Below are 12,075 nucleotides of genomic sequence, written 5' to 3' on the forward strand. Positions count from 1 at the left end.
GCCGAGGACAGGAAGAGTACCCATGCCCGGTCCACCCGATGGGGCGCCCGCACCCGGCACGGCGACGCCGCGCCGGGGCTGGGTGCTGCTCACCGTCGCCGTCATCGCCGGCGCGATGCTGGTCAGCCCGTACGCGACCTTCGACAGCGGCAGCAGCCGCCTCGGCGTCAGCGGCGACGCGCACTACTACCTGGTCGTCGCGCACGTCCTCACCGCAGGGACCGCCCTCGTCCTGGGGCCGCTGCAGTTCATCCCCGCCGTCCGCGCCCACCGCCGGCTCCACCGGGCCATCGGCCGCGCCTATCTCCTCGCCGGCGTCCTTCCCGCCGCGCTGACCGCGATCCCGGTCGCCCTCCTCTCCGACCGCCTGCTCACTCAGATAGGCCTGATCACCCCCGCCCTCGGCTGGCTGGCGACCGGCTGGCTGGCCGTCCAGTCCGCCCGCACCCGCGACTACGAAGCCCATCGCGCCTGGATGCAGCGCAACTACGCCCTCACCTTCCTCGCCGTAACCTCCCGCGCAGTCGTCCCGCTCCTGCTCCTGGCCCAACTCGGCGACCACGCCGCGGACATGATCCCCGTCGGCCAGGTCCTCGGCTGGATCATCAACCTCGCCGTGGCCGAACTCCTGATCAGACGCCGCAGAGCACGCCGCGACCGTACGGGCCGGCAGGCCGCCCGCGTCTGAAGGAGACCTGAAGGGGACCTGAAGCGCCCGCGCGCATGGTGAGTCACGTCCCGGCCGACCGGGCCGGTGCAGGACACGCCAGCGCGAGAGGAGAGGTCCCCATGGATGCGGAGCCACTGCGGATCGTCGTGCTCGGTGGCTTGTTGCCCGGTCGGCCGGGGCGGGTGGCCGCTGAGCGGGTGGCCGTTGCTGCCGGGCAGCTTGCCGGGCGGGAAGCCGACGTGCTCGATCTTGCGGCTGCCTGTCTGCCGGAGCCGTGTCCGGGGCCCGGGTGGTGTGAGCCGGAGCCTGCGGCCGTACGGGATTTGCGGCCCTGGCTGGCCTCCGCCGACGGGTTCGTCGCCGTCCTGCCCGCTGCCGCCAACTCCCCGCCCGCCCCGCTGCACAGCGCCCTCACCTGGTGCGCCGACGCCTGGCGGGCGCGGCCCGTGGCCCTGTTGCCGTACGGAACGGGCGGCCGCCAGTGCACCGCCGAGCTCCGCCTCGCCTTCGCCGAGGCGCACGCGCTCACCGTCGCCGAGACCGACTGCCCAGCCCAAGCACTCGACCAACTCACCTGGTGGGCCCGTGCCTTGCGCGCGGCTCGTGCCGAGCAGCCCTACCGCTTCTGACGTGCCTTGACTGAATTGAAGGGAACCCTCATGTCCGCCACCCCCGTCCCCATCCCCGAGCGCGCCACCCCAAAGCAATGGCTCGGCCTATCCGTCCTCCTCCTCCCCACCGTCGTCCTCTTCCTGGCGATGACCGTCCTCTTCCTCGCCACCCCGCAAATGGCCGCTGACCTGCAGCCGAGCAGCGCGCAGCTCCTCTGGATCAACGACATCTACGGCTTCATGGTCGCCGGCCTGCTCGTCGCCATGGGCACCCTCGGGGACCGCTGGGGGCGCCGCCGGATCCTGCTGCTCGGTGCCGCCGCCTTCGGCATCGCGTCAGCTATCGCGGCCTTCTCGCCGAATGCCGAACTGCTCATCGCCACCCGCGCCGTGATGGGGCTCGGCGCGGCCGCCGTGCTGCCGTCGACGCTGTCGCTGATCACCAATATGTTCCGGGATGAGCGGCAGCGCGGCATGGCCATCGGGCTGTGGGCTGCCTCCGTCTCCGTCGGCGTGGCCATCGGGCCGCTCGTCGGTGGGCTGCTGCTGGAGTCCTTCTGGTGGGGTGCGGCGCTGCTCTTCGCCGTGCCGGTGATGGCGTTGGTGCTGGTCGCCGCGCCGGTGCTGCTGCCCGAGTACCGGGCGCCCGAGTCCGGCAAGCTCGACCCGCTCAGCGTGGTGCTGTCGATCGTGATGCTGCTGCCGCTCGTTTACGGGATCAAGGACCTGGCCAAGGACGGGGTCGGTGCCGTGCCGCTGACCGCCATCGCCGCCGGCGTCGTGCTCATCGCGGGCTTCGTCGTCCGCCAGCTCCGCCTGGAGAGCCCGCTCCTCGACGTGCGCCTCTTCGCCAACCGCACCTTCAGCGGCGCCCTGATCGTCTTCCTCCTGGGCGCGATCGCGCTCGGCGGCGTCTACCTGCTCTTCACCCAGTACCTGCAGCTGGTCGCCGGCCTCTCCCCGCTGGAGGCGGGGCTGTGGATCCTGCCCGCCGCCGTCGCGCTGATCGCGGTGTCCATGCTGTCGCCGCTGCTGGCGCGGCGGGTGCGGCCCGCGTACATCATCGCCGTGGGCATGGCGGTCTCGGCCGTCGGCTACCTCGTCCTGGCCCAGGTCGGCAGCGTCCACGGGCTGCCGCTGCTGATCACCGGCTTCTACATCCTCTACCCGGGCATCGCCCCCGCGATGGCGCTGACCACGGACATCGTCGTCAACTCCGCCCCGCCGGAGAAGGCGGGCGCCGCCTCGGCCACCAACGAGACCGCGAGCGAGCTGGGCGTGGCCCTCGGCATCGCCGTCCTCGGCAGCATCGGCACCGGCGTCTACCGGAGCGAGATGCTCGGCTCCGTACCGCAGGACATCCCGGCCGGCGCGGCGGAGGCGTCGCGCGACACCCTGACCGGCGCGCTGTCGGCGGCGGAGCAGTTGCCGGGCGCGCTGGCGGCCGATCTGCTGGAGCCGGCGAAGGCGGCCTTCGCGAGCGGGCTGAATACGGCCTCGTGGATCGCGGCGGGGCTGGTCCTGATCGCCGGGCTGGTGTCGGCGACGCTGCTGCGGAAGGTGCCGACCACGGGGAGCGCGGCCGCGGAGAAGGAGGCGCCCGTGGCGGAGGCTGACGTGGAGGCCCCGGTGGCCGTTCCTGTCGGCCACTGAGCCCACATACGCGGGCGCCGCGGCGGGAGGCAGCTCTGTCTCCCGCCGCGGCGCCGCGCTCTCACCTCTCGTCCAGCACCCTCCGCAAGCCCGCGATCCGGTTCGACGTGATCGAATCGACCCCCATATCCCGCAGCTTGCGCATATTGCGCTCCCAGTCCACCGTCCAGCACGAGACCAGATACCCCGACTCGTGCGCGCGCCGCACGACATGCGGCGTCACATGCCCCCACCGGAAGTTCAGCCACCGCGGCCGCAGCGCCGCCACCAGCGGCGGATAGTGCGTTCCCCCGTGCCGCCCCGGCAGCGCCACCTCCGCCGCCTCGTCCGCCTCCCGTACGACCAGCAGCGCCTCCGCCGCGCCGCAGTAGTACACCCGCTCCGCGGCGCCGCTCGCGTGCACCTCCGTCACCGTGGCCGCCGCGGCGTCCGCCGTCGGGAGGTCGATGAAGGAGCGGACCGACGGGTCGCCCTCCGCCATCACCTTCAGGGCCGAGCGGAGTGTGGGGACGCCGCCGCCGGTGCGGCGCTGGACCTCCGCATAGTCGAGCGCGGCCAGCGGCATGTCGTACCCCCACAGCCGCTTCAGCGTCGCGTCGTGCAGCAGCACCGGCACGCCGTCGCGGGTCAGGCGCACGTCGTACTCCACCGCGTCCGCGCCCGCCGCGACGGCCGAGCGCAGGGACGCCAGGGTGTTCTCGCGGACGCGGTACGGGTCGCCACGGTGGGCCACCGCCAGCGGGCGGCCGGGTGCCTGGGGTGCTACGGGTGCTGCTCCTGCCATGCAGACAGATAAGCATCGATCTCCGCCGAGAGGCGGGTCTTTCCGGACGCGTCCATGAACGACGCCTCTACACCGTTCTTCGCCAGCGCCGCCAGGCCCGCCGCGTCCAGCCCCAGCAGCCGCGCCGCGACGCCGTACTCCGTGTTCAGGTCCGTACCGAACATCGGCGGGTCGTCGCTGCCGATCGTGACCAGCACGCCGGCGTCCACCATGGCGCCGATCGGGTGCTCGTCGAGCGTCGTGACCGCGCGGGTGGCGATGTTGGAGGTCGGGCAGACCTCCAGCGGGATCCGGTGCTCGGCCAAGTAGGCGAGCAGCTCCGGGTCCTGGGCGGAGCTGGTGCCGTGGCCGATGCGTTCGGCGCGGAGGTCCTTCAGGGCGTCCCAGACCGTGCCGGGGCCCGTGGTCTCGCCGGCGTGCGGGACGCTGTGCAGGCCCGCCGCGATGGCCTTGTCGAAGTACGGCTTGAACTGCGGGCGCGGCACGCCGATCTCGGGCCCACCGAGGCCGAAGGAGACCAGGCCCTCGCAGCCGACGTCCACGGCGATACGGGCCGTCTCCTCCGCCGACGGCAGGCCCGCCTCGCCGGGGATGTCGAAGCTCCAGCGCAGCACCACGCCCAGGTCGCGCTCGGCCGCCACCCGCGCGTCCTCGATCGCCTCCAGGAAGGCCCGGTCGGGGATGCCGCGCTTCACCGAGCTGTACGGGGTCACCGTCAGCTCCGCGTACCTGATCTGCTGCCGCGCCATGTCGCGGGCGACCTCGTAGGTCAGCAGCCGTACGTCCTCGGCGTCCCTGATCAGGTCCACGACCGCCAGATACAGCTCGATGAAGTGCGCGAAGTCGCGGAAGGTGAAGAACTCGGCCAGCGCGCCCGGGTCCTTCGGCACGGGCGAGTCCGGGTGCCGGGCCGCCAGCTCCGCGACGATGCGCGGGGACGCGGAACCGACATGGTGGACGTGCAGCTCCGCCTTCGGCAGACCCGCGATGAAAGTCTCCAGCGAATCGGGCATCTTCACCCTCCCTCGGTACGGCTAGCCGCGATCTTACGGGCCCCTCGTGCCCCGTCCCGCCCCCACTGCCCACCCCGCGCACGCCCCTCAGCCCCGCTGTGACCCACACCACCTGCGCTTTCGCGTAATAGCCGGCCCGGACCCCGCTCTCCCTTGTGTGCGCCGGCCCGACGGGGGCCGGGGCCGGACCGAGACGAGGGGCGATCGACATGACTGGCGCGGGGGCCAAAACAGCGGTCGAGTGGCTGGTGGCGGCGGCACCGGATCCGGACGGGATCCGCTGGGAGTGGGAACGGAATCCGCTCGGCACGATTCTGCTGCCGGCGGGAAAGCTGTGGGATGTGCTCATCCTGCCCGGCGAGCTGGGGCATCCCACGCTCGATGTGATCACCCGCTGCGTGGACCGGCCGGGCCCGGTGCTCGCCGACTTCGCGGACTCCCGGCTCGGCTTCTTCGTGCCGCCCGGCACCGCGGCGCGGTGGGTGGCCACGGGCGTACGGGGCGCGGGGCGCGGCACCTGGATCGTGGTGCCGTATCCGGGGCGGGCCACCGGCGGCGTCCGCTGGATCGTGCCGCCGGACGGCTCCGGCACGCTCACCGACCCGGCGCTGCTGGAGCTCGCCATGCACGAGGCGGCGGCGCTCATCGCCCGCGAGGGCGGGAGCTGAGGCGGGAGTTGGTACGGGAGGTGGTGCGACGACTCGACGGACCGACACGCGGACCGACGCGCGGGCTCACGCACGCCACCGCGCACAGCAGCACCACCGCAAGGCACCAGGACGCCAGCACGTCCAGCGGCCAGTGATAGCCGCGCCACACCAGGCCGAGACCGTTACCGGCCACGATCGCCGCGGCGGCTGCCCCGAGCAGCCGCCTCGAATCGCGGGTCCTGAGCAGCGGCAGCAGCACCAGCGCCGCCGCCCCGTACGCCACCGCCGCCGTCGCCGCGTGGCCGGAGGGGAAGTAGCCGGAATAGCCGGCGAGCGGCTCACCCATCGGGCCGGGCCGCGCGAAGATCGCCTTCAGGGGTACGACACACAGCGGCACCGCCGCCATCGCCACCGCCGCCGCGAGCGGCCCGCGCCAGGTGCGGCGCGCCAGCGCGTATCCGATCGCCGCGGCCAGCACCGGCACCGCCACCACCACCGTGCCGAGGTCGGCGAGCGCCTCGCTGAGCCGCAGCGGCTGGTGGCGTACGAGCACCCCGCTCACCCGCTCGTCCAGCTGCGCCAGCCGCCCGCCCTTCGCGACCTGCCACGCCATCACCGCGAAGGCGAGCACCGCGACGCCCGCGACCGCCGCGAGCACCGACAAAACCGTCCGCCCCGGAGCCGGGGGGATGGCTCCGGGACGGACGGTCTCTTTTGCAGGCCGCGTGCCCAGGGGGGTGTAGGGCACGCGGGGATCCGATCGATGAGGAGGTTCCGCGTAAAGACGGTACGGCAGCCGGCGGGACGCGGATACCCGATCTACCCGCTCACCATCGCCCCTCCGCAACTCCTTCACGCATTCATGCAATACGGCCGAACGCGCCTGCGCAATCCGGCCGCCTGCACCCGTGCCGGACCCCGCGGGTCACGCCGCCGTGGCGAGCGCCTGCTCCAGGATGTCGAGGCCCTCGTTCAGCAGGTCCTCGCCGATCACCAGCGGCGGCAGGAAGCGCATCACATTGCTGTACGTGCCCGTGGTCAGCACCAGCAGGCCCGCCGCGTGGCAGGCCTTCGCCAGCGTGGCGGTGAAGGCCGGGTCCGGGTCCTTCGAGCCCGGCTTCACCAGCTCGATCGCGATCATCGCGCCGCGGCCGCGGACGTCGCCGATCACGTCGTGCTTCTCCTGCAGCGCCTGCAGCCGGGGCTTCATGACCTCGCCGATCCGGCGCGCCTTGGCGTTGAGGTCCAGCTCGCGCATCGTCTCGATGGCGCCGAGCGCCGCGGCGCACGCGACCGGGTTGCCGCCGTACGTACCGCCGAGGCCGCCGACATGCGCGGCGTCCATGATCTCCGCGCGGCCGGTGACCGCGGCGAGCGGCAGGCCGCCCGCGATGCCCTTGGCCGTGGTGACCAGGTCGGGGACCAGGCCCTCGTCCTCGCTGGCGAACCACTGCCCGGTGCGGCAGAAGCCGGACTGGATCTCGTCCGCGACGAAGACGATCCCGTTCTCCTTCGCGAACTCCGCGATCCGCGGCAGGAAGCCCTTCGCCGGCTCGATGAAGCCGCCTTCGCCGAGCACCGGCTCGATCAGGATCGCGGCGACATTGTCCGCCCCGACCTGCTTGCTGATCTGGTCGATGGCCTGGGCCGCGGCCTCCTCGGCGCAGTTCTCCGGGCCGGTCAGCCAGCGGTACGGGTAGGCCACCGGCACCCGGTAGATCTCCGGCGCGAAGGGGCCGAAGCCGTGCTTGTACGGCATGTCCTTGGCGGTGAGCGCCATGGTGAGGTTCGTGCGGCCGTGGTAGCCGTGGTCGAAGACGACGACGGCCTGCCGCTTGGTGTAGCTGCGGGCGATCTTCACCGCGTTCTCGACGGCCTCGGCACCGGAGTTGAAGAGCGCCGACTTCTTGGCGTGGTCGCCCGGGGTGAGCTCGGCGAGCTGCTCGCAGACCTCCACGTAGCCCTCGTACGGGGTCACCATGAAACAGGTGTGGGTGTAGTCGGCGAGCTGCGCGGACGCGCGGCGGACGACGGCCTCGGCGCTGTTGCCGACGGAGGTGACGGCGATGCCGGAGCCGAAGTCGATGAGGCGGTTGCCGTCGACGTCCTCCAGGATGCCGCCGCCGGCCTTGGCGGCGAAGACGGGCATGACGGTGCCGACGCCGTTGGCGACGGCGCTGGTCTTGCGGGCCATCAGCTCCTGGGACTTGGGTCCCGGGATATCGGTGACGAGGCGGCGCTCCTGCGGGACACCTGCGGTGGGGACGGTGTTCATGGGGGCTCCTCCGGATCCGGGGGCAAACGGTGCGAGAGTGCGTTATTACGCAGGCTAGGGGCGGGGAGCGGGGGCGGGGATGCTCCGTTGCGTACTAGCTCGCGTGTCGCCTTGTCCATCCTGTCCAGCCGGGGGCGGGGAATGCGGTCGCGGAGGGTGGCGATCAGTAGCGGTCGGTGATGGAATTATGTGCCGGGAGCAGGTCAACCGCCCTTGCAGGCAAGTAGATTGGGCGCGCCGTACGAGGGCGAGGAGCGGGATTTATGGGGACGCAGGGCAAGGACACGGCTCGGTGGCGGGGCGTCCAGGCGCCCGCGAGGCCAAAGGTCCCGCCGCAGAGGTCGCCCGGCGAGCATCCCTTTCTCACCTGGCTGCGCACGCCCCGGCCGGAGGGCGGGCCCGGGATCTGGCGGTTCGGGCGGGTGCCGAAGCCGCCGGAGGAGCCGGACCGGGTGCCGGACCGGCAGCTGGTCGGCGGGGCGCTGCTGACGCTTGCCGCGGCCTTCCTCATGTGGTCGCTGTACCGGAACGGAGTGATCCCGTTCCGCCACTGGCCGCTCGAGCTGGTCACGCCGGACTCCTGGTGGGACGGCGAGGGGCGGGACCGGGCGGGGGAGGTCTTCGCCGCCATCTATGACCTGGGTGCCTTCGTGCTCATCGCCTGGATCGCCGGGCGGGCGGGGCAGTGGCCGGACGCGGCGCGGCGCTACGTGCTCGTGGCCGATGACCGGCGGCGGGCGGCGGCCACGCTGGCGGCGGCGTTCGCGATCTGGATGCTGACCGTGCCGAACATCTACATCCCCATCGAGCCGGTCTTCTTCAGCCTCGCCCCGTACGCCTGGTCGTCGGGCCGCCCCAGCCAGTCGGGCGCCGTCCTCTACAACTACGGCGTCTACACCCTCCTCACCTTCGCGATCCTGCTGGTCGCCGCCCGCCTCGGGCGCTGGCGGGAGGTCTTCCGGCCACAAGAGAAGGGCGGGAAGGCCGAGGGGGACGGCGAGGACGAGGACGAGGAGCCCGTCACCGCCGCCGACTGGGCCGAGCTGCGCGCCGTCGGCCTCCACGACGAGGCGGACGCGCTCGCGCACGAGGCCGCCGCCGGCGCGATGAACGACGTCGACCAGTCCCGTATCACCCGCGCCTGGGAGACCGTGCAGGCGCAGCCGAGCCGGCTGAAGCCCTTCACCGATGCCGTACGGCATGACGGCGCCGCCGCCTTCCCGCACCCGTCTGGGCTGCGGGACATCGGCGGGCGGGCGGCGCGGCACGACCTCGTCACCGGGCAGGTGCGGATCGGGGCGGCGCCCGACGACGGGCGCAATGAGTACGCGTACCGGGGCGAGGGCATCGCCCTGGAGCCGTCCCTGGTGAGCACCGGCCTGCTCGCCGTCGGGCCCGCCGCCTCCGGGAAGACCGGGCGGGTCGTCGCGCCCTGCGCCGAGTCGCTGTGCCTGCAGGCGCTCGCCGGGCGGGCGGCGGTGGTGTCCGTCGGGGCGGCGGGGGCCGAGCTGGGGGCGGACGAGGCGTACGACGTGGTGATCCGGGTCGGCGACCCGGACTCCCGGCACGACCTCGACCTGTACGGCGGCACCGGCGACCCCGATCAGGCCGCCGCGCTGCTCGCCGACGCGCTGCTGGGCGCCGATCCGGGCGTACGGACCGCGGAGCTGCGGCAGGGCGCGCTGGCGATCGCGCAGCTGCTCGGCCCGTACCGCGCCGCCCACGGGCGCTTCCCCGGCGTGCCGGAGCTGCGGGCGCTGCTGGACGCCGAGCCGGTGGCCGTCGCCGCGCTGCGCGAGGCCTGCGAGGCGGCGGGGGACGGGGCGGCGCTGCGGGAGCTGGAGGGCCGGGAGCGGCAGTCGCGGCGGGCCGGGGACATCGGGCCGCTGCTGGCGGACCGGATCGCGGTGCTGGACCGGCCGGCGTTCGCCGGGTTCTTCGAACCGGGGTGGCAGGGGCGGCAGTTCTCGATGCGGGCCCTGGAACACCCGATGCGGGTGCGGATCGACCTGCCGGAGCGCGGGCACGCCGAGGCGGCGCGGCTGCTGACGCGGCTGCTGCTGGCGCAGTTCGTCTCCGTCGTGCCGGCCCGGCGGGACCGGTCGCTGTTCGCCGGGCTCGTCCTGGACGACGCGGCGCACACGGTGACGGCCGAGACGGTGCGCGGCGTGCAGCGGATGCGGTCCGCGAACGCCGGGGTCGTCCTGGCGTTGCGGTCGCTCGACGAGGTCGCCGAGGAGCTGCGCGGCCCGCTGCTGTCCGCGGTCGGCTGCCGGATGGCGCTGTCCGGGGTCTCGACCTGGGACGGGCGGCACTTCGCGGACGCCTGGGGCGCGGAGTGGGTGCAGGAACGAGACATCACCCACACGCCCGACGTCTCCGGCGGCACCCTGCGCCGCAGCCTGCGCGGCGTGCGGCAGCTGGTGACCGGGTCGAAGGTGATGAGCCAGTCGGTCACGGTGCGGCAGGTGGAGCGGGAGCGGTGGTCGGCGTCCGAGCTGGCGAACACGGTGCCCGCAGGTCACGCGGTCGTGTCCTTCACAAATGTGGAGGGGAAGCGCGGGTCTCCTGTGCTCGTCGACCTGCGCGGATGAGCCGAAGAGGCGGCGGCCGCAGGAATCCCTTGGACGATGCGGCACAATTGCGGGAAGCCGTTCGTACGGAGCGGCGAATCCGCGTGCAATAAATGTGAAGGATCAATGCCGACCCTCGCTGATCTCGTCCGCCATTCGGCGCTGAAGCTGTCCGTGCTCGCCGGCGCGGATCGGCTTGACGAGCCTGTGCGCTGGGCGACCGTCAGCGAGCTGATCGACCCGGTGCCGTATCTCGAGGGCGGCGAGCTGCTGCTCACCACCGGCATGAAGCTGGACCCGGACGACGCGGGCGCGATCCACCGGTACGTACGGCGGCTGGCGCGGGCCGGGGTCGTCGGCCTCGGCTTCGGGGTGGGCGTCAATATCGAGCCGACCCCGGCCGCGCTCATCGAGGCCGCCCAGGAAGAAGGGCTGCCGCTGCTCGAGGTGCCGCGCCCTGTCCCCTTCATCGCCATCACGAAGGTGGTGTCCGCCGCCCTCGCCAGCGACCGCTACCACGCGCTGACCTCCGGCTTCGAGGCCCAGCGGGACCTCACCAGGGCCGCACTCGGCGACGGCGGCCAGACCGCGGTGGTGCGCCGGCTGGCCGCGCACCTCGACGGCTGGGCCGCGCTGTACGACGCGTCCGGGGCGGTCGTCGCCGCGGCGCCGGAGTGGGCCGCGGGCCGCGCGGAGCGGCTGGCGGACGACGTGGGCCGGCTGCGCGACCGGCCTGCGCCGGCGAGCGCGGTGGTGGCGGGGGTGGAGCCCGTACGGTCCGAGGGCGCGGACGACGGCGGCGAGGACGCCCCCGAGGACGAAGGCCCCGCCACCGATCGCGTCGAGCTCCAGACCCTCGGCTCCGGCCGCCGCCCCTGCGGCGTCCTCGCGGTGGGCACGGGCGCCGCGCTCGGCACCGCCCAGCGGTACGCCGTGCACGCCGCCGTCGCCCTCCTCACCCTCACCCTGGAGCGCTCCCGCACCTTCCAGGCGGCGGAACAGCGCCTGGGCACGGCCGTGTTGCGGCTGCTCCTCGCCGGGCAGGCCGAGCACGCCAGATCCGTCGCCGGACCGATGTACGGCGGGCTGCTGGACGCGCCCGTACGCATGATGGTCGCCGAGGCCGACCCCTCGGCGGAGGAGGACGGCGACCCGCTCACCGACCTCGCGGACGCCCTCGATGCCACCGCGCTCGGCGCGGGCGAGACCGTGCTGACCGTCCCGGACGCCGGCCGCCTCATGGTGCTGGCCGTCGACGGCGGCGCCGTCGTGGCCGCCGCCGCGCGCTATTGCACCGAGCTGGAGTCGCAGCGCCCCGACGCGGTCGGCTCGCTGATAAGGGGTTCCGCCGCGGGCCGCCGCGGGCTGCCGCTCACCGTCGGCGTCTCGGCGCCCGCGGGCCCGGCCGTGGCCACCCTCGCGTACAAGCAGGCCGAGCAGGCCCTCTCCGTCGCCCGCCGCCGAGGCCGCGCCCTCGTCGAGCACGAGGAGGTCGCCACCGGCTCGGTGCTGCCGCTGCTCGCGGACGAGGCCGTGCAGGCCTTCGCGGACGGCACCCTGCGGGCGCTGCACGACCATGACGCCACCGGGCGCGGCGACCTGGTGGAGTCGCTGCGCGCCTGGCTGAACCGGCACGGCCAGTGGGACGCCGCCGCGGCCGACCTCGGCGTGCACCGGCACACGCTGCGCTACCGGATGCGGCGGGTCGAGGAGATCCTCGGCCGCTCCCTCGACGACCCGGACACCCGCATGGAGCTGTGGCTCGCCCTCAAGGCCACGAGCACCCCGGCCACGGCCTGAACTCGCCGCCCGGACTTGGCGCTTCAACCGCCGTCCGGCAGTCTGG

Annotated in this window: 10 protein-coding genes; 6 read left to right on the forward strand and 4 right to left on the reverse strand. The window is 73.6% G+C overall.

The window, feature by feature from the left end; all coding sequences use genetic code 11:
* The first annotated feature begins 22 nt into the window (after positions 1-22).
* From ACNNMR_RS32620 to ACNNMR_RS32630, 3 genes are all read left to right on the forward strand, one after another.
* A complete protein-coding gene (locus ACNNMR_RS32620) occupies positions 23-688 on the forward strand; it encodes a DUF2306 domain-containing protein (protein ID WP_419998283.1) in 666 nt (221 codons plus the stop codon).
* A 101-nt stretch (positions 689-789) separates the two neighbouring features.
* Complete coding sequence (locus ACNNMR_RS32625) at positions 790-1,299, forward strand: NAD(P)H-dependent oxidoreductase (RefSeq protein WP_419998284.1); 510 nt, start codon at positions 790-792, stop codon at positions 1,297-1,299.
* 30 nt (positions 1,300-1,329) lie between these two features.
* Positions 1,330-2,934: an MFS transporter gene (locus ACNNMR_RS32630; RefSeq protein ID WP_419998285.1), complete on the forward strand. Its 1,605-nt coding sequence runs from the start codon at positions 1,330-1,332 to the stop codon at positions 2,932-2,934.
* Between the two features lie 61 nt (positions 2,935-2,995).
* Here ACNNMR_RS32630 and ACNNMR_RS32635 read toward each other — a convergent pair whose 3' ends face one another.
* Complete coding sequence (locus ACNNMR_RS32635; RefSeq protein ID WP_419998286.1) at positions 2,996-3,718, reverse strand: glycerophosphodiester phosphodiesterase; 723 nt, start codon at positions 3,716-3,718, stop codon at positions 2,996-2,998.
* A complete protein-coding gene (locus ACNNMR_RS32640) occupies positions 3,697-4,731 on the reverse strand; it encodes an adenosine deaminase (protein ID WP_419998287.1) in 1,035 nt (344 codons plus the stop codon). The genes ACNNMR_RS32635 and ACNNMR_RS32640 overlap by 22 nt, the downstream gene beginning before the upstream one ends.
* A gap of 209 nt (positions 4,732-4,940) precedes the next feature.
* Here ACNNMR_RS32640 and ACNNMR_RS32645 point away from each other — a divergent pair, with 209 nt between their 5' ends.
* Positions 4,941-5,399, forward strand: a complete 459-nt coding sequence (locus tag ACNNMR_RS32645) for a hypothetical protein (RefSeq protein ID WP_419998288.1) — start codon at positions 4,941-4,943, stop codon at positions 5,397-5,399.
* Here the strand turns inward: ACNNMR_RS32645 and ACNNMR_RS32650 are convergent.
* Together ACNNMR_RS32650 and gabT are read right to left on the reverse strand one after the other, a co-directional pair.
* Complete coding sequence (locus ACNNMR_RS32650; protein WP_419998289.1) at positions 5,374-6,039, reverse strand: phosphatase PAP2 family protein; 666 nt, start codon at positions 6,037-6,039, stop codon at positions 5,374-5,376. The genes ACNNMR_RS32645 and ACNNMR_RS32650 overlap by 26 nt on opposite strands.
* Positions 6,040-6,306: 267 nt before the next feature.
* Positions 6,307-7,656 carry a 4-aminobutyrate--2-oxoglutarate transaminase gene (gabT, locus tag ACNNMR_RS32655; protein ID WP_419998290.1) on the reverse strand — a complete coding sequence of 450 codons (1,350 nt, stop codon included), beginning with the start codon at positions 7,654-7,656 and terminating at the stop codon, positions 6,307-6,309.
* Positions 7,657-7,919: 263 nt separating this feature from the next.
* On the opposite strand from gabT, the gene ACNNMR_RS32660 reads away from it, so the two are divergent.
* Together ACNNMR_RS32660 and ACNNMR_RS32665 are read left to right on the forward strand one after the other, a co-directional pair.
* Complete coding sequence (locus tag ACNNMR_RS32660; RefSeq protein ID WP_419998291.1) at positions 7,920-10,250, forward strand: hypothetical protein; 2,331 nt, start codon at positions 7,920-7,922, stop codon at positions 10,248-10,250.
* A gap of 105 nt (positions 10,251-10,355) precedes the next feature.
* Complete coding sequence (locus tag ACNNMR_RS32665) at positions 10,356-12,029, forward strand: PucR family transcriptional regulator (protein ID WP_419998292.1); 1,674 nt, start codon at positions 10,356-10,358, stop codon at positions 12,027-12,029.
* The last annotated feature ends 46 nt before the right edge of the window (positions 12,030-12,075 follow it).

Source organism: Streptomyces boninensis (genome assembly GCF_048572725.1).
GTDB lineage: Bacteria > Actinomycetota > Actinomycetes > Streptomycetales > Streptomycetaceae > Streptomyces > Streptomyces boninensis.

Excerpts from the sequence above, each read along its gene's own strand:
- ACNNMR_RS32660 (WP_419998291.1), top strand. The coding sequence starts at position 7,920 with ATGGGGACGCAGGGCAAGGACACGGCTCGGTGGCGGGGCGTCCAGGCG.
- ACNNMR_RS32640 (WP_419998287.1), bottom strand. The coding sequence starts at position 4,731 with ATGCCCGATTCGCTGGAGACTTTCATCGCGGGTCTGCCGAAGGCGGAG.
- ACNNMR_RS32620 (WP_419998283.1), top strand. The coding sequence starts at position 23 with ATGCCCGGTCCACCCGATGGGGCGCCCGCACCCGGCACGGCGACGCCG.
- ACNNMR_RS32625 (WP_419998284.1), top strand. The coding sequence starts at position 790 with ATGGATGCGGAGCCACTGCGGATCGTCGTGCTCGGTGGCTTGTTGCCC.
- ACNNMR_RS32645 (WP_419998288.1), top strand. The coding sequence starts at position 4,941 with ATGACTGGCGCGGGGGCCAAAACAGCGGTCGAGTGGCTGGTGGCGGCG.
- ACNNMR_RS32630 (WP_419998285.1), top strand. The coding sequence starts at position 1,330 with ATGTCCGCCACCCCCGTCCCCATCCCCGAGCGCGCCACCCCAAAGCAA.
- gabT (WP_419998290.1), bottom strand. The coding sequence starts at position 7,656 with ATGAACACCGTCCCCACCGCAGGTGTCCCGCAGGAGCGCCGCCTCGTC.
- ACNNMR_RS32665 (WP_419998292.1), top strand. The coding sequence starts at position 10,356 with ATGCCGACCCTCGCTGATCTCGTCCGCCATTCGGCGCTGAAGCTGTCC.
- ACNNMR_RS32635 (WP_419998286.1), bottom strand. The coding sequence starts at position 3,718 with ATGGCAGGAGCAGCACCCGTAGCACCCCAGGCACCCGGCCGCCCGCTG.